At 67.1% G+C, this 24417-nt stretch carries 22 protein-coding genes; 15 read left to right on the top strand and 7 right to left on the bottom strand.

Annotated features, from left to right (window positions below; translation table 11 throughout):
• Positions 1-289: 289 nt before the first annotated feature.
• Positions 290-1480, top strand: a complete 1191-nt coding sequence (locus BJG92_RS09375) for an acyl-CoA dehydrogenase family protein (RefSeq protein ID WP_232083757.1) — start codon at positions 290-292, stop codon at positions 1478-1480.
• Positions 1481-1609: 129 nt separating this feature from the next.
• On the opposite strand, the gene BJG92_RS09380 is transcribed toward BJG92_RS09375, so the two are convergent.
• On the bottom strand, positions 1610-2206 hold the full coding sequence (locus tag BJG92_RS09380; protein WP_232083758.1) for a murein hydrolase activator EnvC: 597 nt from the start codon (positions 2204-2206) through the stop codon (positions 1610-1612).
• Between the two features lie 452 nt (positions 2207-2658).
• On the opposite strand from BJG92_RS09380, the gene rpsB reads away from it, so the two are divergent.
• The 6 genes from rpsB (at position 2659) to BJG92_RS09410 (ending at position 7770) form a co-directional block, all read left to right on the top strand.
• On the top strand, positions 2659-3561 hold the full coding sequence (gene rpsB, locus BJG92_RS09385; protein ID WP_232083759.1) for a 30S ribosomal protein S2: 903 nt from the start codon (positions 2659-2661) through the stop codon (positions 3559-3561).
• 136 nt (positions 3562-3697) lie between these two features.
• The gene (gene tsf, locus BJG92_RS09390) at positions 3698-4534 is read left to right on the top strand and encodes a translation elongation factor Ts (protein WP_232083760.1); all 837 of its coding nucleotides are present in this window, start codon (positions 3698-3700) and stop codon (positions 4532-4534) included.
• A gap of 235 nt (positions 4535-4769) precedes the next feature.
• Positions 4770-5507 (top strand): UMP kinase, encoded by a 738-nt coding sequence (gene pyrH, locus BJG92_RS09395; protein WP_232083761.1) that lies wholly within the window; start codon positions 4770-4772, stop codon positions 5505-5507.
• Positions 5508-5629: 122 nt separating this feature from the next.
• Positions 5630-6187, top strand: coding sequence for a ribosome recycling factor (frr, locus tag BJG92_RS09400; protein ID WP_232083762.1), 558 nt, complete (start codon positions 5630-5632; stop codon positions 6185-6187).
• The gene (locus BJG92_RS09405; RefSeq protein WP_232083763.1) at positions 6187-7104 is read left to right on the top strand and encodes a phosphatidate cytidylyltransferase; all 918 of its coding nucleotides are present in this window, start codon (positions 6187-6189) and stop codon (positions 7102-7104) included. Before frr ends, BJG92_RS09405 begins: the two co-directional genes overlap by 1 nt.
• 87 nt (positions 7105-7191) lie before the next feature.
• Positions 7192-7770, top strand: coding sequence for a DivIVA domain-containing protein (locus BJG92_RS09410; protein ID WP_232083764.1), 579 nt, complete (start codon positions 7192-7194; stop codon positions 7768-7770).
• A gap of 36 nt (positions 7771-7806) precedes the next feature.
• Here BJG92_RS09410 and BJG92_RS09415 read toward each other — a convergent pair whose 3' ends face one another.
• Genes BJG92_RS09415 through BJG92_RS09430 form a run of 4 tightly spaced genes read right to left on the bottom strand, consistent with a single transcriptional unit; the run spans position 7807 to position 11640 of the window.
• Complete coding sequence (locus tag BJG92_RS09415) at positions 7807-9273, bottom strand: cation acetate symporter (RefSeq protein WP_232083765.1); 1467 nt, start codon at positions 9271-9273, stop codon at positions 7807-7809.
• A gap of 7 nt (positions 9274-9280) precedes the next feature.
• Complete coding sequence (locus BJG92_RS09420; protein WP_232083766.1) at positions 9281-9658, bottom strand: hypothetical protein; 378 nt, start codon at positions 9656-9658, stop codon at positions 9281-9283.
• Positions 9655-10374, bottom strand: a complete 720-nt coding sequence (locus BJG92_RS09425) for a LytTR family DNA-binding domain-containing protein (protein WP_232083767.1) — start codon at positions 10372-10374, stop codon at positions 9655-9657. The genes BJG92_RS09420 and BJG92_RS09425 overlap by 4 nt, the downstream gene beginning before the upstream one ends.
• Positions 10375-10422: 48 nt before the next feature.
• Positions 10423-11640 (bottom strand): sensor histidine kinase, encoded by a 1218-nt coding sequence (locus BJG92_RS09430; protein ID WP_232083768.1) that lies wholly within the window; start codon positions 11638-11640, stop codon positions 10423-10425.
• Positions 11641-11870: 230 nt separating this feature from the next.
• Here BJG92_RS09430 and BJG92_RS09435 point away from each other — a divergent pair, with 230 nt between their 5' ends.
• Both BJG92_RS09435 and BJG92_RS09440 read left to right on the top strand, forming a co-directional pair.
• Positions 11871-12251: a DUF485 domain-containing protein gene (locus BJG92_RS09435; protein ID WP_232083769.1), complete on the top strand. Its 381-nt coding sequence runs from the start codon at positions 11871-11873 to the stop codon at positions 12249-12251.
• Positions 12248-13867, top strand: a complete 1620-nt coding sequence (locus tag BJG92_RS09440; protein WP_232083770.1) for a cation acetate symporter — start codon at positions 12248-12250, stop codon at positions 13865-13867. The genes BJG92_RS09435 and BJG92_RS09440 overlap by 4 nt, the downstream gene beginning before the upstream one ends.
• A gap of 134 nt (positions 13868-14001) precedes the next feature.
• Here BJG92_RS09440 and BJG92_RS09445 read toward each other — a convergent pair whose 3' ends face one another.
• The gene (locus BJG92_RS09445) at positions 14002-14475 is read right to left on the bottom strand and encodes an Lrp/AsnC family transcriptional regulator (protein WP_232083771.1); all 474 of its coding nucleotides are present in this window, start codon (positions 14473-14475) and stop codon (positions 14002-14004) included.
• Between the two features lie 195 nt (positions 14476-14670).
• Between BJG92_RS09445 and pdhA the strand changes: the two genes are divergently transcribed.
• The 3 genes from pdhA to BJG92_RS09460 are packed head-to-tail and all read left to right on the top strand — an operon-like array spanning position 14671 to position 18274.
• Positions 14671-15849, top strand: a complete 1179-nt coding sequence (gene pdhA, locus BJG92_RS09450) for a pyruvate dehydrogenase (acetyl-transferring) E1 component subunit alpha (protein ID WP_374199784.1) — start codon at positions 14671-14673, stop codon at positions 15847-15849.
• The gene (locus BJG92_RS09455) at positions 15849-16859 is read left to right on the top strand and encodes an alpha-ketoacid dehydrogenase subunit beta (RefSeq protein ID WP_232083772.1); all 1011 of its coding nucleotides are present in this window, start codon (positions 15849-15851) and stop codon (positions 16857-16859) included. Before pdhA ends, BJG92_RS09455 begins: the two co-directional genes overlap by 1 nt.
• Positions 16856-18274, top strand: coding sequence for a dihydrolipoamide acetyltransferase family protein (locus tag BJG92_RS09460; RefSeq protein WP_232083773.1), 1419 nt, complete (start codon positions 16856-16858; stop codon positions 18272-18274). Before BJG92_RS09455 ends, BJG92_RS09460 begins: the two co-directional genes overlap by 4 nt.
• Before the next feature lie 300 nt (positions 18275-18574).
• On the opposite strand, the gene BJG92_RS09465 is transcribed toward BJG92_RS09460, so the two are convergent.
• The gene (locus tag BJG92_RS09465) at positions 18575-19231 is read right to left on the bottom strand and encodes a TetR/AcrR family transcriptional regulator (RefSeq protein ID WP_232083774.1); all 657 of its coding nucleotides are present in this window, start codon (positions 19229-19231) and stop codon (positions 18575-18577) included.
• A gap of 158 nt (positions 19232-19389) precedes the next feature.
• On the opposite strand from BJG92_RS09465, the gene BJG92_RS09470 reads away from it, so the two are divergent.
• The 3 genes from BJG92_RS09470 (at position 19390) to BJG92_RS09480 (ending at position 24407) form a co-directional block, all read left to right on the top strand.
• On the top strand, positions 19390-20997 hold the full coding sequence (locus tag BJG92_RS09470) for a carboxyl transferase domain-containing protein (RefSeq protein WP_232083775.1): 1608 nt from the start codon (positions 19390-19392) through the stop codon (positions 20995-20997).
• Positions 20998-21004: 7 nt separating this feature from the next.
• The gene (locus BJG92_RS09475) at positions 21005-23170 is read left to right on the top strand and encodes a biotin carboxylase N-terminal domain-containing protein (protein WP_232083776.1); all 2166 of its coding nucleotides are present in this window, start codon (positions 21005-21007) and stop codon (positions 23168-23170) included.
• 73 nt (positions 23171-23243) lie between these two features.
• A complete protein-coding gene (locus tag BJG92_RS09480; protein WP_232083777.1) occupies positions 23244-24407 on the top strand; it encodes an acyl-CoA dehydrogenase family protein in 1164 nt (387 codons plus the stop codon).
• The last annotated feature ends 10 nt before the right edge of the window (positions 24408-24417 follow it).

Raw genomic sequence — 24417 nt, forward strand, 5'->3', positions numbered from 1 at the left:
CCCCGTCCCGGGTCCCGCGGAAACGGGAGCCCTGGCAGCGTTTCGACGCCGGCCAGGGCTCCTTCTTGTTGCTCGGGCGGGCCCCGCCACAGGGCTGGGACGGTGTCCGGGACAGGGGCTGGGGTGGCGTCTGGACAGAGCGGCGAAGCGTTCGCAAACTGTGCCCCCTGTAACCGCCGTCACTTGCGGGACGCCGTCGTTTTGCGGTAAGTTACTCATGAGTAACATCCCACCGGGCGCGACGCCTGAGTCCCTTTTGGTCGCTGCTGATCACACGTGAAGGAACAACATGTCCAAAGCTGACATCGACATCAACAACCTCCCGTACGCCGACGGCGATTTCTTCGCGTTCGAGCAGCTGCTCAGCGGCAAGGAGCAGGACCGGCTGGCGGAGGTCCGGGAGTTCCTGGCCCGCGAGGTGAAGCCGATCGCCGTCGACTGCTGGAACCGCGGCGAGTTCCCGATGGAGCTGATCCCGAAGCTTGCCGAGATCGACCTCGTCAGCCCGGTCAAGCGGCAGGGTTACTCCAACTTGTTCGCCGGCATCATGCACGCCGAAACTACCCGCGCCGACACGTCCATCGCGACCTTTATGGGCGTCCATGACGGCCTGTTCACGGGTTCCATCGAGGCCCTCGCCTCCCAGGAGCAGCAGGAAGCGTGGCTGCCGGACATCTACGCACTCAAGAAAATTGGCGCCTTCGGCCTCACCGAGCCCCTCGGCGGGTCCGACGTCGCTGGCGGCACCCGCACCACCGCACGCCGGGAAGGCGGCAGCTGGATCCTCAACGGCGCCAAGCGCTGGATCGGCAACGCCACGTTCTCTGACTGGGTGGTCATTTACGCCCGCGACCTCGCCGACAACCAGGTCAAGGGGTTCCTCGTTGACACGAAGACCGAGGGCTACAGCGCCACCAAGATCGAGAACAAGATCTCGCTGCGCACCGTGCAGAACGCCGACATCGTCCTGGACAACGTCGTGGTCCCGGACTTCTTCAAGCTCGCCAACGCCAACAGCTTCCGGGACACCAACAAGGTCCTCAAGGTCACCCGCCTGTCCGTCGCATGGCAGGCGGTCGGGCAGCAGCTCGCCGCGTTCGACGTCGCCCGCCGCTACGCTGTGGAGCGCAGCCAGTTCGGCCGCCCCATTGCCTCCTTCCAGCTTGTCCAGAACCAGCTGGTGCAGATCCTCGGTAATACCGTCAGCTCCATGGGCATGATGGTCCGGCTGTCCCAGCTGGAGGACGAGGGGCGGGCGAAGGACGAGCAGTCCGCCCTGGCCAAGGCTTTCACCACTGCCCGGATGCGCGAAAGCGTCGCCCTGGGCCGCAGCATCCTCGGCGGCAACGGGATCGTGACGGACTACGAAATGGCCAAGGTCTTCGCTGACGCCGAAGCCATCTACTCCTACGAAGGTACCCACGAGATCAACACCCTGGTCACCGGGCGTGCCATTACCGGTATCTCCGCGATCGTCTAGCCGGCCGCCCGGGACTGCACTCCGGGAACCGCGACAGCACTCCAAGAACAGCGAACCGCACGGCCGTGGCCAGTCCCCGGCCGTGCAGTCCGTTAACCGGTGGTACGCAGGCCGGAACCTGTTGGCCTTTCACCGGTGCGGCTCCGGCACGGGCTCCGGCACCACGGGCAGCAGGACCGAGGGCCTCTGGTCCATCACGAAAGCCATCGGATTGAGGTACTCCTCTCCGCGCCGCACACTCCAGTGGACGCACGGGTCCCGGCCGCAGTGCCCGGACCGCACCCCACCCAGGACCTCGCCCGCCGCCACGGCGGCACCGGTCGCGAGACCACTCTCGACCGGCTCGAAGCTGCTCCGCAGCCCGTTGCCGTGGTCCACGGTGATGACGGCCCGGTCCACCACGACGCCGACGAAGCTCACCGTCCCTGGCGCCGGTGAGGTGACCGGGGCGCCGTCGTACGCCACCCGGAGGTCAACGCCGCGGTGGCCGCTCAGCCATGGCCTGGCCGGCGGGTCGAACGGCCGGAGCACCGCGGGCCTGGGGTCCAGCGGCCAGCGCCAGTCGGCCGGCCGCGCCGGCGGCGGAACGCCTGCAGCAGCAACGGGCGATAGCGCCAGGATGATGGCCCACAGCAACGCCCGGGCCACCGTACGCACGGGCACGCTCCGTCCGGTAATTGCAGGCCCCGGCATCTCGTGTCCGGCCACCTCGGGTCCAATCGTCATGAGCCCATCCTGCGGGGTCGGCAGGGCGCCGGGAACAGCCCGGCAGCGGTATGTGGACAGCCTGCGGAACGGACGCCGAGCCTTGCGCCGGGGCACTTGAAACCGTCCGATCCGGCAGTGCCCCTGTAGTACACTTGGTGGAGCAGTTTGCTGTGCCCTCATGCTTGTTCAATTCAATTCCTTTTGGATTGCCTCGGCCGGCACGCCTCATTCAGGGGTGCGGGGGAGCAGTTGCTGACTACGCGTATCCAGCCCTCCTCATTCGAAGCCTCACCACTTCAACTGCGGGAGGACTGTGCCTCTTGCGGTCCGGCCCCTGGTGGTCCGGATAAGAAGCGCAGTGGATGCCAGGAGCACCGCCCGCCTGGGTGGTGCTAGTAACCGTCAACTATTGGCAGGGTAAGAGAGCCCGTGGGTTCTCTCATGAATGACCTGCCGGAAGGAGCGTCGGCATGCCCGTCGTAACTATGCGCCAGCTGCTTGACAGCGGCGTCCACTTTGGACACCAGACCCGCCGTTGGAACCCGAAGATGAAGCGATTCATCTTCACGGAGCGCAACGGCATCTACATCATTGACCTGCAGCAGTCCCTGTCCTACATCGACCGTGCCTACGAGTTCGTGAAGGCCACCGTTGCACACGGCGGCACCGTTCTCTTCGTCGGCACCAAGAAGCAGGCGCAGGAATCCATCGCCGAGCAGGCCACCCGCGTGGGCCAGCCGTACGTGAACCAGCGTTGGCTCGGCGGTATGCTGACCAACTTCCAGACCGTCTCCAAGCGCATCCAGCGCATGAAGGAACTGGAAGAGATCGACTTCGACGACGTCGCCGGTTCCGCTTACACGAAGAAGGAACTGCTGCTCCTTCGCCGCGAACTCACCAAGCTGAACACCAACCTCGGTGGTATCCGCAACCTGACCAAGGCGCCGTCCGCGCTGTGGATCGTTGACACCAAGAAGGAACACCTTGCTGTCGACGAGGCCAAGAAGCTGAACATCCCGGTTGTTGCGATCCTGGACACCAACTGCGATCCCGACGAAGTCGACTTCCCGATCCCGGGTAACGACGACGCCATCCGCTCCGTGAACCTGCTGACCCGCGTTGTTGCTGACGCCGTTGCCGAGGGCCTCATCGCCCGTAACCAGCGCGCCACCGGCACCACGGAAGCTCCGGAAGAGCCGCTCGCCGAGTGGGAGCGCGAGCTCCTCGAAGGCAGCAAGACCGAAGAGGCTCCGGCCGCTGAGGTAGCACCGGCAGCTGAGGCTCCGGCCGCCGAAGAAGCACCCGCTGCAGAGGAAGCCCCGGCAGCTGCCGAGGCCGAAGTTGCTGACGACGCCGCTGGCGAAACCAAGTAACTCAGCACAAGTAAATCCGGATCACCCCGCACGCTGTCCGCAGCGTAGGGGGTACTGACAGGATGGCCGCTCACCGGGTGAGCAGCCGTCCTGTCGGTCCGTACACCACATAAAATTTCTAGACAGAGGGGTTCACATGGCGAACTACACTGCCGCTGATATCAAGGCTCTGCGCGAGCGCACTGGCGCCGGCATGATGGATGTCAAGAAGGCTCTTGACGAAGCCAACGGTGACGCCGAGAAGGCCATCGAGATCATCCGCATCAAGGGCCTGAAGGGCGCTACCAAGCGCGAGGGCCGCTCCACCGCGGAAGGCCTGGTTGCGGCCAAGGTCGACGGCGGCGTCGGCGTAATGATCGAAGTTAACTGCGAGACCGACTTCGTCGCCAAGGCTGACAAGTTCATCCAGCTCGCGGACAAGGTCCTGGCCGTTGCCGTTGAGTCCGGCGCTTCCGACCTCGACGCCCTGCTGGCCACCGAGGTCGACGGCAAGCCGCTGTCCGAGGTCGTCGTCGAAGAGGGCGCCGTGCTGGGCGAGAAGGTTGTCGTCCGCCGCATCTCCCGCATCGAGGGCGGAACGGTCGACGCTTACCTGCACAAGACCTCCAAGGATCTCCCGGCCCAGGTCGGCGTCCTGTTCGCTGTTGAGGGCGAAGGCGAAGCAGCTGCCACGGCAGCCCACGACGTCGCTGTCCACATCGCCGCGATGTCCCCGAACTACCTCTCCCGCGAGGATGTTCCGGCTGAGCTCGTCGAGTCCGAGCGCCGCATCGCCGAGGAAACCGCCAAGGCTGAAGGCAAGCCCGAGGCTGCTATGACCAAGATTGTGGAAGGCCGTGTCACGGGCTTCTACAAGGGCGAGGTTCTCCTCGACCAGGCATTCGCCAAGGATGCCAAGAAGTCTGTCGCGCAGGTCCTCACAGAGGCCGGCGTCAAGGGCACCGCGTTCGCGCGGTTCCGCGTCGGCTCCTAATCAGGGACTGATCACGGCTGGTCAGGCACTTGTCAGATACTAGCCAGACACGCTAAGGGGGTGGTCACCGCGGTGGCCACCCCTTTTGCATGCACCCGTGGCGGCCGGCCACGAAAGCCCGTCACGAAAGCCGGCCACGAAAGCCGGCCACGAAAGCCGGGCACGACAGGGCGGAGTGACGTCTTTAGCCCCCAGCACGATAACCTTTTTCAGAGTTCACCAACGGGAAGGCACCATGGAAACCGTCAGTACTTCCGCCCAGCCAAAGAAGACCAAGCGCCGCGTCCTCCTGAAGCTCTCCGGTGAGGTCTTCGGCGGCGGCAAGCTCGGCGTCGACCCGGACACCGTCCGCGGCGTTGCCAAGCAGATCGCCGCCGCGGTCCCCGACGTCGAGGTCGCGATCGTCGTCGGCGGCGGGAACTTCTTCCGCGGTGCCGAACTGTCGCAGAGCGGCATGGACCGCTCCCGTGCCGACTACATGGGGATGCTCGGCACCGTCATGAACTGCCTCGCGCTCCAGGACTTCCTGGAACAGGCAGGCGTGGAGACCCGCGTCCAGAGCGCCATCACCATGGGCCAGGTCGCAGAGGCGTACATTCCGCGCCGCGCCATCCGCCACATGGAAAAGGGCCGCGTTGTCATCTTCGGCGCCGGCGCCGGTCTGCCGTACTTCTCCACGGACACCGTGGCGGCACAGCGGGCCATGGAGGTCCACGCCGACGTCGTCCTGATGGCCAAGAGCGGCGTCGACGGCGTCTACACCGCCGACCCGAAGAAGGACCCCACCGCGGAAAAGCTCCACCGCCTCAGCTACGACGACGCCCTGCGCCGCGACATCCGGGTGATGGACCAGACCGCCATGACCATGTGCAAGGACAACAACCTGACCATGGTGGTGTTCGGCATGGAAGGCGAAGGCAACGTCACCAGGGCAATTCTGGGCGAGGACCTGGGCACCGTAGTGACCCCCTAGCAACGGCTAGGATGTTTTCAGGACAGTTCGGCTCGCCGCAGCAGGCGGTGGGCCGCCGGAACATTACCAAGACCGCGCAGCACTCCGCCAGCGGCGGGGGAACCAATTTCTGAGGAGAGATCGTGATCGAAGAAACCTTGCTCGAAGCCGGGGACAAGATGGACAAGGCGGTTGAAGTAGCCAAGGAAGACTTCGCCTCGATCCGGACCGGCCGCGCCAACCCGGGCCTCTACAACAAGGTCCTGGTGGATTACTACGGTTCACCCACGCCGTTGCAGCAGCTGGCCTCCTTTGCCATCCCAGACGCCCGCACCATCCTGATCACGCCGTTCGACAAGTCCGCCCTGCGGGAGATCGAACGGGCCCTGAGCGACTCCGAGGTGGGAGCCAACCCCTCCAACGATGGCAGCGTTATCCGGATCACCATCCCGGACCTCACGCAGGAGCGCCGCAAGGAATACGTCAAGATCGTCAAAAGCAAGGGCGAGGACGCCAAGGTGTCCATCCGGAACATCCGCCGCAAGGCCAAGGAATCCCTGGACAAGCTGGTCAAGGACGGCGACGCCGGCGAGGACGAGGGCAGCCGCGGCGAAAAGGAACTCGACGCCATGACCAAGGCTCACGTCGATGGCATCGACGAGCTGCTCAAGCGCAAGGAAGCCGAGCTGCTCGAGGTCTGATGGGGGCGGAACAGCAGGCGCCCGGGCCCGGTGTGCGGGCGCGGGGGAAACAACGCAAGAACCCGACTCCGAAAGCCGGCAGGAACCTTCCTGCCGCCACCGCGGTGGGCCTTGGCATGCTGTTCTTCGTCCTGGGCGGACTGCTGTTCTTTCCGCTGGGCTTTGTCCTCATTGTCACCGCTTTTGCGATCTTTGGCGTGTGGGAGGTCTTCCGGGCCCTGGAGGCCTCCGGCACCCGGTTGCCGATCATCCCGGTGATGACCGGCACCGTGGCAATGCCCGCGGCCGCCTATTTCGGCGGCACGGAAAGCCTCCTGTTCGCCATGATGCTCAGCAGCGTCGCGGTGCTTCTCTGGCGCTCGCTCGAGGGTGCGGCCGGTTCGGCGCGCGGCATCTTTGCCGGCGTGTTCACGCTCGCCTGGGTGCCGTTCCTGATCAGCTTCGCGCTGCTTCCGCTGCATACCGCGGAGGTTGCGACGCCAAAGGGGCTCTGGCCCGACGTCGTGCCGCCGGGTGCGCTGGAGGTCGCTACCCTTCTGCTGCTGGTGGTCTCCAATGACACCTTCGGCTACCTCGTGGGTGCCTCGCTCGGCAAGCACCCGATGGCCCCCAAGATCAGCCCCAAGAAGACGTGGGAGGGCTTCGCCGGCTCGATCGCCGGAGCGATGGTGGTCGGCGTGGTGGCCGCCGTCTTCGTGCTGGACCGGCCGTGGTGGGTCGGTGCGGTACTCGCCGTCGGCATGGTCACCGCTGCCACGGCCGGGGACTTGGCCGAATCCATGGTGAAGCGCGAGTTGGGCATCAAGGATATGAGCAGCATCCTGCCCGGCCACGGCGGCGTCATGGACCGGCTGGACTCGATCGTTTTTGCCTCCCCGGTGGCCTTTATCCTCTACTCGGCCATGGCAGGCGCGTAGGGCCACGTCCCATCCACCCTCGCTCCAACGTCCGGCCCCTCGAACGGTGCCGCGCAACCGAACGGCATTGAAGGAAACATAGTTACAGTGGACATTCAACGGCAGATTCCTGCTTCCTTTGACCGCGTGCAGCGGAACCAGTACGGCTACAACGCCAAGCAGGTCGATCAGTTCCTGCAACGCGCCCGCGTGTCCTTCGAGTCCAAGAGGACAGACGGCCGCCCGGTCCGGAGCGCCGATGTCCGCGCCGTTTCCTTCGATCCCGTCAAGGGCGGCTACGCCGCTGCCGGGGTGGACGCGGCACTGGACCGCCTGGAAGACGCCCTCGCCAGGCGCGAACGCGACGAACTGGTCGCCGAGCGGGGCGAGGAAGCGTGGCTGCGGGAAATCGGCAAGCTCGCCGGCTTGCTCCGCGGCCGCCTGCACCGTCCCGACGGCCAGCGCTTCCGGCGCCCCGCCAAGCCCAAGGTCCGAAGTTACAACACCACCGACGTGGATGACCTCTGCCACGAGCTGATCGGCTACCTGGAAAAGGACCAGCCGCTGAGCGTGGACAACGTCCGGCGCGCCGTCTTCCGGCCGGCCGTGGGACGCGACGGCTACGAGGAAAGCCAGGTTGACGCTTTCCTGGACCGAATCGTCGAACTGATGTCCGCGATCGACTAAGGACCGCTGCAGCGGGAGCAAATTCCCCCGGGACCGCTAACGCTCGGTGGCGAGGGGCCGTTCCGGGGTGTGCAGCCGGGTCATCAGCCGGGTGATGGTCCGTGGCACGCGGTCCCTGGTCGCGCGGGAGACGAGGACCATCACGGCGAACGCTGCCGGCACCGTCCAGGCGGCGGGCAGCGCCAGCCACGACGGCGTCCCGGCCGCGCCCAACACGGACCCCGCCACCATGGCACCGCCGCACAAAACCCCGCCCGTCACCATGCCGGCGATGGCGCCAGCGTCCGTCAGCCCCCGCCACCAGATGCCCAACAGCAGCACGGGGCAGATCGTTGAGGCTGTGAACGCAAAGACCAGCCCCACGCTTCCGGCCAGCGCGAGCGAGTCCGTCATTGACGCGATCCCCAGCGGCACCAGCGCGGAGATCAGCGCAGCCCAGCGGAAACCGCGCACACTCCCGCCCAGCAGATCCTGGCTGATCACCCCGGCGAGAGAGACCACCAGCCCGGACGTTGTGGAGAGGAAGGCGGCGAAGGCGCCCGCCACCACGAGGGCGGAGAGCAGGTCGCCTGCCATTCCGCCGACCATCCGGCCCGGCAGCAGCAGCACCAGTGCATCGGCCTGCCCGCTTTGCGCCAGTCCAGGGGCAAACGTGCGGCCGGTCAGCCCGTAGGCAGTCGGTAACAGGTAGAAGACCGAGAGCAGGCCCAGGACAATCAGCGTGGTCCGGCGGGCCGACTGCCCGTCCGGGTTGGTATAGAACCGGACCAGGACGTGCGGCAGCCCCAAGGTTCCGAACAGGAGGGCAACCAGCAACGAGATGGTCTGGTACGGCCCCGCGGCGGGAGCGCCCGTGGGGTTCACGGCGGCGTCGGCCGCCGCGGGGGTCCCGTTGGAGGCCAGCATGAACAGGATGAAGAGGATCGGCACGGCCAGTGCCGTCAGCTTGAGCCAGTACTGGAAGGCCTGGACGAAGGTGATGGAACGCATTCCGCCCGCGATGACGGTGAAGCAGACGACGGCGACCACCGCCACCTGCCCCACCCACGCGGGCAGCCCGGTGGTGATCCGGATGGCCAGCGCCGCGCCGTGCAGCTGCGGGACGATGTAGAGCCAGCCGACCATCACCACCACAAGGCTCGTGACCCGCCGTGCGGCCCGCGAATCGAGCCGTGCCTCGGTGAAGTCCGGAATCGTGTAGGCGCCGGAGCGGCGCAGCGGGGCGGCCACGAACAAGAGCAGCATGAGGTACCCGGCGGTGTAGCCGACGGGGAACCACAGGGCATCCGTGCCGGAGAGCAGGATGAGGCCGGCGACGCCGAGGAAGCTGGCGGCGGAAAGGTACTCACCGCCGATCGCCGAGGCATTCCACCACGGCCGGACGGTGCGGGATGCCACGTAGAAGTCCCCGGTGGTGCGGGAGATCCGCAGCCCGTAGAAGCCGAAGGCGGCGGTGGCCAGCGAAACGGCGACGAACGCCGCGATTCCGACTACCGGGTTCACCGGCGCCTCATTTGTCGCCGACGAGATCCCGGTACCGGGCCTCGTTCCGCGCGGCCGTCCGGATATACAGCCAGGCGCTGAGCCCGGTCACGGGATAGATTCCGGCTCCCAGTAGGACCCAGTTGAAGGGCAGCCCGGCAATAGTCGATTCCGCGAGGCCCGGGACCAGCCCCAGCACCAGCGCGAAGGCGACCAGGATCAACAGGAAGCCGCCGGCGACCACCAGAGCCAGCCGCAGCTGCGAGCGGATGAGCGAGCGGACGAACACCTGCCCGGCGTCGGACTCCTCGGCAGCTTCGCGGGAGGCCGCGGCCGAGCGGGCCGCGGTCAGGGCCGTGCCGCGCGGGGCCATGGAGCGCGGTGCCGTCACGCGGACGCGTGTCATGCCTGCGGCCGGATCCGGGTCGCTTCGAGTTTCTCCCGCACTGACGGCAGGTGCCGCCGGCTGATCGGCAGTTCAGCCCCTGCAACGGTCACACTGGGACTGGCCGAGGCAAGCTTCATGTGGCTGATGTGGTTCAGGGCGATGAGATAGGACCGGTGGGTGCGGATGAACCCGGCGTCGGCCCACTGCTGTTCGAGGTCGGCCAGCGGGACCCGGATGAGGTAGCTCGCGTCCGCCGTGTGGAGCCTGGCGTAGTCGCCCTGGGCCTGGACATAGGTGACGTCCTCGCGCCGGATCATCTTGGTGGTCCCGCCAAGGTCCACCGTGATCATGTCGGCAGCCTTGGCGCCGTCCTTGAGCAGATCGCTGATCCGGCCGATCGATTTTGCCAGCCGGTCGGCGCGCACGGGCTTGAGCAGGTAGTCAACGGCTGCCAGCTCGAAGGCCTCCAAGGCGCGGTCCTCGTCCGCGGTGACGAACACGACCGCCGGGGGGCGGGCGTTGCGGGAGATCGCCCGGGCAATGTCCAGCCCGGAGAGGGCGGGCATGTGGATGTCGAGGAAGACGGCGTCGACTTCTTCGGCTTCCAGCGCGCGCAGCGCCTCCGCGCCGGAGGAAGCCCGGTAGATGCTGCCGATCCGGTCGTCGCGGCGGAGCAGGAAGGCGAGTTCTTCAACCGCGGGCAGCTCGTCGTCGGCGACGAGGACGTTAATCATGGTCCTAGACTACTGCCGGAGGCATTTCACCCCGTATCAGCCGCGGGGTCAGGCGTCGTGGCGGGGCTGGGACTTGGGCACCCGCATCGTAATCAGCGTGCCCTCCCCGGGCGCCGTTTCGATGACGAGCCCGTTGTCCTCGCCGTACACCTGCCGCAGCCGGGTGTCCACGTTGCGCAGTCCCACGTGGTCGCCGTCGCTGTGGCCGGCAAGGACCGACCGCAGCTGTTCGGGGTCCATGCCCACGCCGTCGTCCTCGATGGTCACCTCGGCGTAGGCGCCGGAGTCGTTGGCCGTGATGGAGATGTGGCCCGGGCCTTCCTTGGCCTCCAGGCCGTGCCGGACCGCGTTCTCCACCAGCGGCTGCAGGCTCAGGAACGGGATCACGGTACTGAGCACCTCGGGCGCGATCCGCAGGCTCACCTGGACGCGGTCCCCAAACCGGGCACGCTCCAGGAGCAGGTAGCGGTCGATGCAGCGCAGCTCCTCGGCCAGGGTGGTGAAGTCGCCGTGGCGGCGGAACGAATAGCGGGTGAAGTCGGCGAATTCCACCACGAGCTCCCGGGCCCGCACCGGGTCGGTGTTGATGAAGGACGCGATCGCGTTGAGCGAGTTATAGATAAAGTGCGGACTGATCTGGGCCCGGAGCGCGCGCACTTCCGCCTCCATCAGCAGCGTGCGGGAGGCATCGAGTTCGGCCAGCTCCACCTGGGCCGCCACCCAGTCGGCCACCTCGCTGGTGGCCCGGACCAGGCCCGCGCCAGCCGACGGGGCGAAGGCCGCCACAACGCCCACCACACGGGTGCCGGCCCTGATCGGGGCGATCACCGCGGCGCGCTCCACCTCCGGCCGGGCCGCCACGGCACCCGTGCCGTGCAGAAGTTCCTGCACCTCCCCGGCCGGGATCACGGCGGTATGGCCGCCGTCGAGCACCCCGGCCGCCAGCTCCATCAGCACCGGTTTGAGGTCCTCGCCCGCGCCATCCCAGGCAAGCACACCCGCGGTGTCGGTAATCGCCAGCGCGTCGCTGCCGAGCAGGCTGCGCAGCTGCCGGCTGGCTTTGGCCGCACCGGCCGGATTGAGGCCGGTCCGCAGGTGCTGCCCGGCCCGGGAGGCCGCGTGCAGCGTCTTGTAGGTGGCCTGCTCTGCGTCCGTGCCGAGCTCCCGGAAGGAGCGCAGGACCTGCAGCCCGACGGCGACGACGACGGCGATCGCCATCGCGATCACAGCGACGGCGGCGGCGGTGAACAGGGGAGAGTCGGGCATGCGCTCAGCGTATCGCGGAGCCTGCCGGGAAGGGGCCCCGCGCGGCGCCGGACACCCCCACGGGCACCGCTGAGCGCAGCATCGGGACCACTGAGCGCTGGAGGGTACGGGGGTGGTGGAATGTTAGGCGCACCACGGCGCACAGTGATGGTAGTCACATTGGCCGGTGGGCTGTTAGGAACATTCCTGGGCAGCCGGTGTGAACTCAAATCTCTCAATGAGGAGGAACGATGGGTCACGAAGCCCAAGAAACGGACGCCGCGGCGGCCGTGGACTTCAAGGAAGTCCAGTCGACGGAGCGGTTCCAGGAACTTCGCACACGTCACCGCAGCTTTGTCTTTCCGATGACCATTGCGTTTTTGCTCTGGTACTTCGCCTACGTGCTGCTGGCCGACTACGCGGTGGGCTTCATGTCCACCAAGGTCTGGGGCAACATCAACATCGGCCTGATCATGGGCCTGCTGCAATTCGTGACCACGTTCGCCATCACGGGCTGGTATGTCAGTTACTCCAACCGGAGGCTTGACCCGATCGCCGCCGAAATCCGCCACGAGATCGAGGGCCACGAATTCGACAAGCACGGCAACAACATCACCGGGGTGACAAAATGACGACGCTCATGGTTCCCGCAGTCAATGTTGCGGATCTCAAGGACACCACCCTGCTGAACATGGGCATCTTCGGCCTGTTCGTCGCGATCACCATGGTTATTGTGATCAGGGCCAGCCGCAACAACAAGACGGCGGCGGACTACTACGCGGCCGGGCGTTCCTTCACCGGACCGCAGAACGGCACGGCCATCGCCGGGGACTACCTCTCGGCGGCCTCGTTCCTCGGCATCACCGGAGCCATCGCCATCAACGGCTACGACGGCTTCATGTACTCCATCGGATTCCTCGTCGCCTGGCTCGTAGCACTGCTGCTCGTCGCTGAACTGCTCCGCAACACCGGCAAGTTCACCATGGCCGATGTGCTCTCCTTCCGGCTCAAGCAGCGCCCCGTGCGCATCGCCGCGGCCATCTCCACCCTCGCGGTCTGCTTCTTCTATCTCCTGGCCCAGATGGCAGGAGCCGGCAGCCTGATTTCCCTGCTCCTGGGTATCAGCGACTGGGGCGGACAGGCCCTGGTGATCATCGTCGTCGGCGCCCTGATGATCATGTACGTACTGATCGGCGGCATGAAGGGCACCACCTGGGTCCAGATCATCAAGGCCATGCTCCTGATTGCCGGTGCCGCAGTGATGACCTTCTGGGTCCTGGCCATCTACGGTTTCAACATGTCCGACCTGCTGGGCGGCGCGGTGGAGACCTCAGGCAACCCGAACATGCTCAACCCGGGCCTGCAGTACGGCAAGACCGAGACCTCCAAGCTCGACTTCATGTCCCTCGGCCTGGCCCTCGTCCTCGGCACCGCGGCGCTGCCCCACGTGCTCATGCGCTTCTACACGGTCCCGACGGCCAAGGAAGCCCGCAAGTCCGTGGTCTGGTCCATCGGGCTGATCGGCCTGTTCTACCTGTTCACCCTCGTCCTGGGCTACGGTGCTGCGGCACTGGTGGGCGCCGAGACGATCAAGGCCGCCCCGGGCGGCGTCAACTCGGCCGCACCGCTGCTGGCGTTCCACCTCGGCGGGCCGCTGCTGCTCGGCTTCATCTCCGCGGTGGCCTTCGCGACCATCCTGGCCGTCGTCGCCGGCCTCACCATCACCGCGGCGGCATCGTTTGCGCACGACATCTACGCCAGCGTCATCGCCAAGGGCAAGGCCGACGCCGACACCGAGGTCAAGGTGGCCCGCCGCACCGTGGTGGTCATCGGCCTGCTGGCCATTGCCGGCGGCATTTTCGCCAACGGCCAGAACGTCGCGTTCCTCGTGGCGCTCGCCTTCGCGGTGGCAGCCTCGGCCAACCTGCCCACCATCGTGTACTCGCTGTACTGGCGCAAGTTCACCACCCAGGGCGCCCTCTGGAGCATGTACGGCGGACTGGGCTCCGCCATCATCCTGATCGCACTCTCCCCGGTGGTTTCGGGTGCCAAGACGTCCATGATCCCGGGCGCCAACTTCGCGATCTTCCCGCTCAGCAACCCCGGCATCGTCTCCATCCCGCTCGCGTTCTTCCTGGGCTGGCTCGGTTCGGTGCTGGACAAGAAGCTGGAAGACACCACCAAGCAGGCCGAAATGGAGGTCCGTTCCCTCACCGGTGTGGGCGCAGAAAAGGCCACAGACCACTAGGTGCGCAAACCGGCGCCACGAGCCGGCAGCTGCCACCAGCGGCCAAGAGAGAGCAGGAGCCCCCGCGCAGTGCACGGGGGCTCCTGCCTCTTTTGTCCTGGCGCAGTTTCTCCGGGTGCCGGCTATCCCCGGCGTCAGCCTTCCGCGGAGCCGCGCTCCAGCAGCGGCTGCATCCGGAACGGGATCAACTCGCCCATGGCCAGGGCGGTGTCTGTCCGGTCCACGCCGTCGCACGCCAGAATCTTGCCGTTGATCCGGAAGAGGTCCTCGGCATCGAGCGCCACCACACGCAGCAGCAGGTCCGCCGAGCCGGTCAGGCCATAGCCCTCCAGGATCTCCGGAATGTCCGCGAGTTCCACCGCCAGCCGGCCGAGCTTCTGCTGCTGGACATGCACCGAGATGAAGGCCATCAGCGGGTAGCCCAACGAGGCCGGATTGATGCGCCGCTCAAAGGAGAGGAAGACGTGTTTCTTCTCCAGCTGCGCCATCCGGGCCTGCACCGTATTCCGGGACAATCCGAGCTTCTGCGCCAGCGCCACCACGGTCCGCCGGGGGTCGCGGGCCATGGCCGAAAGCAGGCGGGTATCGGTGCCATCCAAGGGTTGCATAATGCGCAAGATTAGCACGGTCACGGTGCCCCGGACAGGGCAAAATGCTCAACTTATCCACCGGTGGTTGTACCCAATGGGCGTTGTGAGTAGGGTCACAACTATCCGGGGCAACGGCGCCCGGGCGGTCGGTGCGCGCCGGGATCACGAGTCCTGCGAGTTCCGGTCAGACGACGTCAGAAGGTGCGGACTACTGTGTTTACCGACGACGCGGGCACGGGCGGCATTTCCGCCGGCGGCCCCGGGAACAGTGCAGAATCAAACAGGCGGACTGGCGGGGATCTCCTTCAGCTCATCACCCCGGCCGGCGACCGTGTCAGCCATCCCGAGTTCGACTCCTGGGTCCAGGACGTCAGCGATGAGCAGCTTGGTTCCCTCTATGAGGACATGGTGGTCATCCGGCGTATCGATTCCGAGGCCACCGCCCTGCAGCGGCAGGGCGAGCTCGCCCTCTGGCCACCGCTCCTGGGCCAGGAAGCATCCCAGATCGGTTCGGCGCGGGCCCTTCGGGAGGACGATTTCGTCTTCCCCAGCTACCGCGACAACGGCGTCGCCTATGTCCGCGGCGTCAACCCCGAGGACATCGTCAAGGCCTGGCGGGGCAACGCCCTGGCCGGCTGGGACCCCTACTCGGTGAACGTCGCCACGCAGCAGATCATCATCGGCGCCCAGACGCTGCACGCCACCGGCTACGCCATGGGCATCCAGAACGACGGCGCCGATGCGGTCGCCGTGGCCTACTTCGGCGACGGCGCCACGAGCGAGGGCGACGTCAACGAGGCTTTGGTGTTTGCCGCCAGCTTCCAGTCCCCGGTGGTCTTCTTCTGCCAGAACAACCACTGGGCCATCTCCGAGCCCGTCCGGCTGCAGTCCCACATCCAGATCGCGGACCGCGCGGCCGGCTTCGGCATCCCCAGCATTCGGGTGGACGGCAACGACGTCCTGGCCGTGATGGCCGCAACCCGCATCGCCATCGACCGTGCACGCCACGGCGGCGGACCGACCTTCATCGAGGCCGTCACCTACCGGATGGGCCCGCACACGACGGCCGATGATCCCACCAAGTACCGCGACGCCAACGAGCTCGAGGACTGGGCGGCCAAGGACCCGATCGCCCGGCTGAAGTCGCTGCTCGAACGCAAGGGACTGCTCACCGAAGACTTCGAAACAGCCGTCGCGGCCAAGGCGGACGCCGTGGCCAAGGCGCTGCGCTCCGGCACCATCAACATGCCCGAGCCGGCGCCGATGGACATCTTCAAGAACGTCTACAGCACGCCCCACTCCACGCTGGACCGCCAGCAGGACCACTATTCCCGCTACCTGGCTTCCTTCGGCGATCCCGCAGAAGCCGCCTCTGAAGAAGGTGCACGCTGATGACGCAGATGACCTTTGCCCGAGCCATCAATTCTGGCCTGCGCAAGTCCCTCGAAAACGATCCCAAGGTCATCCTCATGGGCGAGGACATCGGCGCCCTCGGCGGCGTCTTCCGCGTCACGGACGGCCTGCAGAAGGACTTCGGCACGCACCGCGTCGTCGACACACCGCTTGCCGAGTCGGGCATCATGGGCACCGCCGTGGGCCTGGCCTACCGCGGCTACCGCCCCGTGGTGGAAATCCAGTTCGACGGCTTCATCTACCCGGCCTTCGACCAGATCGTCAGCCAGGTCGCCAAGATGCACTACCGCACGCAGGGCGCCGTCAAGATGCCCATCACCATCCGCGTGCCCTTCGGCGGCGGCATCGGGTCCCCGGAACACCACTCCGAATCACCCGAGGCCTACTTCACCCACACCTCCGGCCTGCGCGTGATCTCCGTGTCCAACCCGCAGGACGCCTACACGATGATCCAGCAGGCCATCGCCTCGGACGATCCGGTGCTCTACTTCGAACCCAAGCGCCGCTACCACGACAAGGGCGAGGTGAACGAGTCCCAGGACCTCAGCGCCGCCCTGTCAATGGAGCAGGCCCGCGTGGTCACCGACGGCACGGACGTCACCCTCGTGGCCTACGGCCCGCTCGTGAAAACAGCCAAGGACGCCGCCCTCGCCGCCGCCGATGAAGGCATCTCGGTTGAGGTCATCGACCTGCGCTCGCTGTCCCCGGTTGACTTCGCCACGCTGGAGGCCTCGGTCCGGAAGACCGGCCGGCTTGTCATCACGCACGAGGCCAGCCAGTCCGGCGGCATCGGCGCGGAAGTGGCCGCCAGCATCACCGAACGCTGCTTCTACCACCTCGAAGCCGCCCCGGTCCGGGTGACCGGCTTCGACGTCCCGTACCCGTACTCCAAGCTTGAAATGCACCACCTGCCGGGCCTGGACCGGATCCTGGACGGCGTCGACCGCGCCCTGGGCCGTCCCAACTCCCTGAGCGGACTGGAAGGATGAGCGCCACCATGATCAAGGAATTCAGGCTCCCGGATCTCGGTGAGGGTCTTACTGAATCGGAAATCGTCGCCTGGAAGGTCGCGGTGGGGGATACCGTCGCTCTCAACCAGATCATCGCGGAAGTAGAGACGGCCAAAGCCGTCGTCGAGCTCCCCTCGCCGTTCGCCGGCGTCATCACCGCCCTGCACGAACAGCCGGGCACCGTCGTGGAAGTCGGCAAGCCGATTGTTTCCTTCGAGGTGGAGGGCGACGACGACGCCGCCGGCTCCACCGGCGCCGGTGACGCGGCCGCCAAGCGCGAGCCGAACCTCGTCGGCTATGGTGCCGTCCTGGAAGGCTCGGGCCGTCCGGCCCGCCGGGCCCGGAGCTTCGCGGCCCCGGCGGCCTCCGTGGCCGCGCCTGTCGCACCCCTCGCGGCGGCCTCCGTGGCCGCGCCTGTCGTGGCAGCGCCCGCCGAGAGCCGGCCCGTCGTCACCAGTCCGGCCCAGATTGTGCCGGCCGGACCAGGTCCCGCCGAACGTCCGCGCTCCACGCCGCCGGTGCGCAAGCTGGCCAAGGACCTCGGCGTGAGCCTTGAAGCCGTCACCGGCACGGGGGACCACGGTCTCATCACCCGCGACGACGTGCGGAACTTCGTCGGGGGAGGGGACTTGCCCGCGGCAGCCCAGGAGCTGGCGGGCGGGCTTCCCCAGAACCTGGCCCCCGCGCCCGGTGCCCGGGAAACCCGCACGCCGATCAAGGGTGTCCGCAAGTTCACCGCCGCCGCCATGGTCTCCAGCGCCTTCACCGCACCGCACGTCACGGAGTTCCTGACCCTCGACGTCACCCCGACCATGGAACTGCTGGCCAAACTTAAGGCCAGCCGCGCGTTCGCCGGCTACAAGCTCACGCCGCTGACCCTCGTGTCCAAGGCGGTGCTGATCGCCCTGCGGAACCACCCCACCCTCAACACCCGCTGGGACGAAGCCAGCCAGGAAATTGTTCAGTACAACTATGTGAACCTGGGCATCGCCGCCGCCACCCCGCGCGGACTGACGGTGCCGAACATCAAGGACGCGGACCGGATGTCCCTGCTGGAACTCTCCACGGCGCTGACCGAACTGACAGACACGGCACGGGCCGGCAAGACCAGCCCTGCCAACCTGTCCGGGGGCACCATTTCCATCACGAACATCGGCGTCTTCGGCATCGATTCCGGCACTCCGATCCTCAACCCCGGCGAGGCGGCCATCCTCGCCCTCGGCGCGGTCCGCAAGATGCCGTGGGAATACCAGGACGAGGTGGCGCTGCGCCAGGTCATGACGCTGAGCCTGTCCTTTGACCACCGGCTGGTCGACGGCGAGCAGGGCTCGCGCTTCCTGCAGGACCTCGGCGCCATCCTGGCCGACCCCGGCATGGCGCTCGCCATGGTCTAAGCGACTCCGGTCACCACAGCAGTCCTGAACACCAGCAGTCCGGAACACCCATGGGGGATCCCGGGGCCCCGCCCCGGGGTTTCCGGCGTGGCGGCCGGCGCGGCGGGACTTCGTGGGTGCGGGCCGGCAGATTCTTCGGGACATGGTGGCAGGCAGGGCGGCCACCATGCCAACGATTCGCCACAGATGGCCGCCATGGGAAGTGCCATAACGGCTATCTTTGGCGAATGGGCGGACCCGAATGGGCGCGTCAGCTGGCTCGGCCGCAACCGGCAGTCAGACTGTCGTCGCCAGCCCAGGTCAGTGCTCCCGCGGCGCTGCCGGGGCCGTCAGGGCGGCCAGGGCCATGCTCTCCAGCAGCGGACGGGCACGCTTGAGGGCAATCCTGCGGCCGTGGCTGCGCACCGAGTGCGGGGTGGAGTTGATCAGGCCGAACGTGGCATGGGCGCGCATCCGCAGCTCGGCGGGGTCGGTCCCGGCGTGCAGCCCGGCCAGGACCTCCACCCACAGTTCCACGTAGTTGCGCTGGAGGGCCCGGACCTCGGCCTGGTCCTCGTCGGCGAGGTTGCTGAAGTCCTGGTCCTGGACCCGGATGACGTCGGGATTGCTGAGGGCGAAGTCCACCTGGAACTGCACCAGCCGGTGCAGGGCCGCGGCGGCGCCGCTGGAATCGGCGATGACGCGGCGGCCGCCGTCGAGCAAATCCTGGCTGACGCTCAGCAGCAGGGCGCCGAGGACGGCCTGCTTGCCGGCAAAGTGCCGGTAGACGGCGGGTCCGCTGACCCCAGCTGCCGCCCCGAGATCCTCCAGGGACACGCGGTTGAAGCCTTCGACGGCGAACAGGGCGGCGGCCGCGGAGAGCAGCGCCTGCCGGCGGATCTCCTTGGCCTGGCCGCGCTGGGTGGTCGGGGGCCGGACGCCTGCCTGCATCCTCTGGCTGGGCTCGGTCACCGGCATGTCCCTCTCGTCGCTATTTCGCATCTATCTGGGCCCTGTGTTGGACATCACAGTTAATACAGACTAACCTAAATCTCAGTTACGTGGTACTAACCGAAGTGGCTGGAATGGGCCCAATGCAGGCCCCCAGCGTAAAGGTGCGAGAACGGAAGCAGTCAATGGAGACAATTGCCAGCCAGGTGGACGCCACCAGCTCCGCCTTCGCCGCGAACCGTGAGGCCCAGCTCGGGTTGACCCTCGAGTTAAAGGAGCGCCTCGCCGCCGTCGCCCTGGGCGGGCCGGAGAAGTCCCGGGAACGCCACGTGGCCCGCGGCAAGCTCCTGCCCCGCGCACGCATCGACCGGCTGCTGGATGACGGCAGCCCGTTCCTGGAAATCGCCCCGCTGGCCGCCAACGGTATGTACAACGACGATTCCCCCGGCGCCGGCGTCATTGCCGGGATCGGCCTGGTCCACGGCCGCCAGGTCCTGGTGATCTCCAACGACGCCACCGTCAAGGGCGGCACGTACTACCCGTTGACGGTGAAGAAGCACCTCCGGGCCCAGGAAATCGCCATGGAGAACCGGCTGCCCTGCATCTACCTCGTGGACTCCGGCGGGGCGTTCCTGCCCAAACAGGACGAGGTGTTCCCGGACAAGGAGCACTTCGGCCGGATCTTCTTCAACCAGGCCAGGATGTCCGCGGCGAAGATCCCGCAGATCGCGTCCGTGATGGGCTCGTGCACGGCCGGCGGCGCCTACGTTCCCGCGATGAGCGACGAGACCGTGATTGTCCGCAACCAGGGCACCATCTTCCTGGGCGGCCCGCCGCTGGTGAAGGCCGCGATCGGCGAGATCGTCACGGCCGAGGAGCTCGGCGGCGGTGATGTGCACTCGAAGATCTCCGGTGTCACGGACCACCTCGCCGAAAACGATGAGCATGCCCTCCAGATCGTCCGCGACATCGTCTCCACCCTTCCCCGCCCGGCAGCCCCCGCCTGGGACATCGACACCGCCGTCGAACCCGTCGCGGATCCGGAGGAGCTGTACGGGGCGGTCCCCACCGACGTCAACGCCCAGTACGACGTGCGCGAGGTCATCGCGCGGCTGGTGGACGGCAGCCGCTTCCACGAGTTCAAGAAAAACTACGGCACCACGCTGGTGACCGGCTTCGCCAAGCTGCACGGACACCCGGTGGGCATCGTGGCAAACAACGGCGTGTTGTTCAGCGAATCCTCGCTCAAGGGCGCGCACTTCATCGAACTTTGCGACCAGCGCGGCATCCCGCTGATCTTCCTGCAGAACCTCTCCGGCTTTATGGTCGGCAAGGACTATGAGCAGGGCGGTATCGCCAAAAACGGCGCCAAAATGGTCACCGCCGTCGCCACCGCCCGCGTGCCCAAACTGACCGTGGTGATCGGCGGGTCCTTCGGCGCCGGCAACTACTCCATGTGCGGGCGGGCCTACTCGCCCCGCTTCCTGTGGATGTGGCCGGCGTCGCGGATCTCGGTGATGGGCGGCAACCAGGCCTCCGGCGTGCTCGCCACCGTGAAACGGGACCAGTACGAGGCCCGCGGCGAGGAATGGTCCGCCGCGGACGAGGAAGCGTTCAAGGCCCCGATCAAGGCCCAGTACGAGGACCAGGGCAGCCCCTACTACTCCACCGCCCGCCTCTGGGATGACGGCATCATCGATCCCGCGGACACCCGCACCGTCCTGGGACTGGCGCTCGACGTCGTTTCCCGCACCCCGCTGCCGGAGACCTCCTTCGGCCTGTTCCGGATGTGAGCCAGCAATGACCATTAACTCCCCGAAGCCGCTCTTCGGCACCGTGCTCGTCGCCAACCGCGGCGAGATCGCCTGCCGCGTGATCCGGACGCTGCGCGCCCTGGGCATCCGTTCGGTCGCCGTCTATTCCGACGCCGACGCCGACGCCCGGCACGTGCGCGAGGCCGACGTCGCCGTCCGGATCGGCCCCGCCGCGGCCACCGAGAGCTACCTCAAGATCGAGGCCATCCTCCAGGCCTGCCGCGACACTGGCGCAGAGGCCGTGCACCCCGGCTACGGCTTCCTCAGCGAGAACGTCGACTTCGCCCGCGCCCTGGAAAAGGCCGGGATCACGTTCATCGGCCCCGGCGTCGAATCCCTCAACGTCATGGGCGACAAGATCCGCTCCAAGAACCACGTCACCGGCTACGGCGTCCCGGTGGTCCCGGGCATCGCCGAGCCCGGAATGAGCGACGCGCAGCTGATCGAGGCCGCGGCCGGCGTCGGCTTCCCGCTGCTGATCAAACCCTCCGCCGGCGGCGGCGGGAAGGGCATGCACATCGTGGAACGCCCGGAGGATCTTGAGGCCACCCTGGTCACCGCGCGCCGGGTCGCGGCCAGCGCCTTCGGCGACGACACGCTCTTCCTGGAACGCCTGGTCACCACCCCGCGGCACATCGAAGTCCAGGTCCTGGCGGACAACCACGGCAACGTCATCCATCTGGGGGAGCGCGAGTGCTCGCTGCAGCGCCGCCACCAGAAGGTCATCGAGGAAGCACCGTCCCCGCTGCTGGAATCCCTGCCGGACGGTGCCGGGATCCGTGCCCGCCTGGGCGAGGCGGCCTGCCAGGCCGCGCGCAGCGTCAACTACTCCGGCGCCGGCACCGTGGAGTTCCTGGTGTCCGACAACGCCCCGGATGAGTTCTTCTTTATGGAGATGAACACCCGGCTGCAGGTCGAGCATCCGGTCACCGAGATGGTCACCGGCGTGGACCTGGTCGAATGGCAGGTCCGCATCGCCGCCGGCGAGGAACTCACCCTCCGCCAGGACGACGTCGTGCTCACCGGCCACGCGGTGGAGGCGCGCGTCTATGCGGAGATCCCGGAGAAGAACTTTCTGCCGTCCATCGGACAGGTGGTCCTGCTGGACGAACTGCCGGACACCGTGGATTGCAACGTCCGGGTGGACTCGGCCCTGCTGGAGGGCCTGCAAATCTCCTCCAGCTACGATCCGATGATCTCCAAGGTCATTGCGTGGGGGGAGGACCGCACCGCGGCCCTGGACACCCTTGACAGGGCGCTCGCCGGGTACACCGCGCTGGGCATCAACACCAACGTCGAATACCTGCGCCTGCTGATCAATGACGCCGACGTCCGCGCCGGCCGGCTCGACACCGGCCTGATCGAACACAAGATGCCCGACTTCACGTTCCGGCATGCGGGCGACTTCGAGGTGGCCGCAGCTGCCGTCTTCGCCGCGGCAATGCGCGAGCCTGAACCGCAGGACGCCGGGAAAGGCCCCTGGCACCTCCGCGACGGGTGGAGGCTCGGTGAACCTGCACCGCGACGGATCAGCCTGGGCACGCCCGACGGCGGTATCGCCACGGTAGAGGTGTCCGGCTCGGTAGGGGAGGGTACGGCCACGGTCAGCGTCAACGCCGGCCCGCGGCGCACGGCATCCGTCCGTTTCCCCAGGCGCGGCCACGCAGAGTTGACTCTCGGCGGCGAATCCCGGACGTACTCGCTCGCGCCGGTGTCCATGCAACCCGTCCGCGAGGACCGGGACAAGCTGGTTCCCACGGAAGTCTTCCTCGGCAACGAGGGCTGGTCCTGCCGGCTCGACGTGCTCAGCCGCGAAACCAGGCTGGAACGGGTGCTTGCTGGGATAGAACGCGAGGAAGGCGCCGCGGACCCCGCGGTGCGATCGCCGATGCCCGGCACGGTGGTGTCCGTTTCCGTCAGCAACGGGGACGCCGTGGAAGCCGGCCAGGTGCTGGTCTCCGTGGAGGCCATGAAGATGGAGCACCAGCTCGTGGCCCCCCTCAGCGGCACCGTGCACATCGGCATCGCCTCCGGTGACCTCGTGAAGGCCGACCAGGTGCTCGCCACCATCCACCCTGTTCACCCGACCGAGCCTTCCAAGGCCGAGGACACCATCGAGGAAGCCGTCATCGCCATGGGCGCGGCGGACTAACCCCCAGTAGCTTCAGCACCATTCCCCACATAACAGATCCACAGACGCACAGACCCGACAAAGGAGTCATCCCATGCCAGATTTTGAACTCAGCGAGGAATACCAGGACCTCAGCGACACCGTCCGCGAATTCGCCGACCAGGTAGTGGCCCCGGTCTCCGCCAAGCACGACGAGGAACACAGCTTCCCCTACGAGGTCGTCTCGCAGATGGCGGACATGGGCCTCTTCGGCCTGCCCTTCCCGGAAGAATTCGGCGGCATGGGCGGGGACTACTTCGCCCTCTCCCTGGCGCTGGAACAGCTCGGCCGGGTGGACCAGTCCGTCGCCATCACCCTGGAAGCCGGCGTGTCCCTCGGCGCCATGCCGATCCACCGCTTCGGCAACGACGCCCAGAAGCAGGAGTGGCTGCCGCTGCTGGCCTCCGGCAAGGCGCTCGCCGGCTTCGGCCTGACCGAGCCGGAAGCCGGCTCCGACGCCGGCGGCACCAAAACCACCGCCAAACGTGGTGGTGGAGAGTGGGTCATCAACGGCAACAAGGAGTTCATCACCAACTCCGGCACGGACATCACCCGGCTCGTCACCGTCACCGCCGTGACCGGCCAGACGGAACGCCCGGACGGCAGCATCAAAAAGGAAATCTCCACCATCCTGGTGCCCACCGACACCCCCGGATTCAAGGCCGAAAAAGCCTACAACAAGGTGGGCTGGAACGCCTCGGACACCCACCCGCTGACGCTCAACAACGTCCACGTGCCCGAGGAAAACCTGCTGGGCACCGAGGGCCGCGGTTACGCGAACTTCCTGTCCATCCTCGACGAGGGCCGGATCGCGATCGCTGCGCTGGCCGTCGGTGCTGCCCAGGGCTGCGTGGACCAGTCGGTGAAATACGCCAAGGAACGCAGCGCCTTCGGGCAGAACATCGGCAAGTACCAGGCCATCGCGTTCAAGATCGCCCGGATGGAAGCCCGCGCCCACACCGCCCGCCTGGCCTACTACGACGCCGCCGCCCGGATGCTCGCCGGCAAGCCGTTCAAGACGCAGGCCGCCATCGCTAAGATGGTCGCAGGCGAGGCAGCCATGGACAACGCGCGGGACGCCACCCAGGTGTTCGGCGGCTATGGCTTCATCAACGAATTCACCGTGGCGCGCCACTACCGCGACTCCAAGATCCTTGAAGTCGGCGAGGGCACCACGGAGGTCCAGCTGATGCTGATCGCCCGCGAACTGGGACTGTAGCCGGCCGGAA

Source organism: Arthrobacter sp. SO5 (genome assembly GCF_020532805.1).
In the GTDB taxonomy this organism is placed as follows: domain Bacteria; phylum Actinomycetota; class Actinomycetes; order Actinomycetales; family Micrococcaceae; genus Arthrobacter.

Coding starts and splice junctions, on each gene's coding strand:
- BJG92_RS09375 (WP_232083757.1), top strand. CDS start 290: ATGTCCAAAGCTGACATCGACATCAACAACCTCCCGTACGCCGACGGC.
- BJG92_RS09380 (WP_232083758.1), bottom strand. CDS start 2,206: ATGACGATTGGACCCGAGGTGGCCGGACACGAGATGCCGGGGCCTGCA.
- rpsB (WP_232083759.1), top strand. CDS start 2,659: ATGCCCGTCGTAACTATGCGCCAGCTGCTTGACAGCGGCGTCCACTTT.
- tsf (WP_232083760.1), top strand. CDS start 3,698: ATGGCGAACTACACTGCCGCTGATATCAAGGCTCTGCGCGAGCGCACT.
- pyrH (WP_232083761.1), top strand. CDS start 4,770: ATGGAAACCGTCAGTACTTCCGCCCAGCCAAAGAAGACCAAGCGCCGC.
- BJG92_RS09405 (WP_232083763.1), top strand. CDS start 6,187: ATGGGGGCGGAACAGCAGGCGCCCGGGCCCGGTGTGCGGGCGCGGGGG.
- BJG92_RS09420 (WP_232083766.1), bottom strand. CDS start 9,658: ATGACACGCGTCCGCGTGACGGCACCGCGCTCCATGGCCCCGCGCGGC.
- BJG92_RS09425 (WP_232083767.1), bottom strand. CDS start 10,374: ATGATTAACGTCCTCGTCGCCGACGACGAGCTGCCCGCGGTTGAAGAA.
- BJG92_RS09430 (WP_232083768.1), bottom strand. CDS start 11,640: ATGCCCGACTCTCCCCTGTTCACCGCCGCCGCCGTCGCTGTGATCGCG.
- BJG92_RS09435 (WP_232083769.1), top strand. CDS start 11,871: ATGGGTCACGAAGCCCAAGAAACGGACGCCGCGGCGGCCGTGGACTTC.
- BJG92_RS09440 (WP_232083770.1), top strand. CDS start 12,248: ATGACGACGCTCATGGTTCCCGCAGTCAATGTTGCGGATCTCAAGGAC.
- BJG92_RS09445 (WP_232083771.1), bottom strand. CDS start 14,475: ATGCAACCCTTGGATGGCACCGATACCCGCCTGCTTTCGGCCATGGCC.
- BJG92_RS09455 (WP_232083772.1), top strand. CDS start 15,849: ATGACGCAGATGACCTTTGCCCGAGCCATCAATTCTGGCCTGCGCAAG.
- BJG92_RS09460 (WP_232083773.1), top strand. CDS start 16,856: ATGAGCGCCACCATGATCAAGGAATTCAGGCTCCCGGATCTCGGTGAG.
- BJG92_RS09465 (WP_232083774.1), bottom strand. CDS start 19,231: ATGCCGGTGACCGAGCCCAGCCAGAGGATGCAGGCAGGCGTCCGGCCC.
- BJG92_RS09470 (WP_232083775.1), top strand. CDS start 19,390: ATGGAGACAATTGCCAGCCAGGTGGACGCCACCAGCTCCGCCTTCGCC.
- BJG92_RS09475 (WP_232083776.1), top strand. CDS start 21,005: ATGACCATTAACTCCCCGAAGCCGCTCTTCGGCACCGTGCTCGTCGCC.
- BJG92_RS09480 (WP_232083777.1), top strand. CDS start 23,244: ATGCCAGATTTTGAACTCAGCGAGGAATACCAGGACCTCAGCGACACC.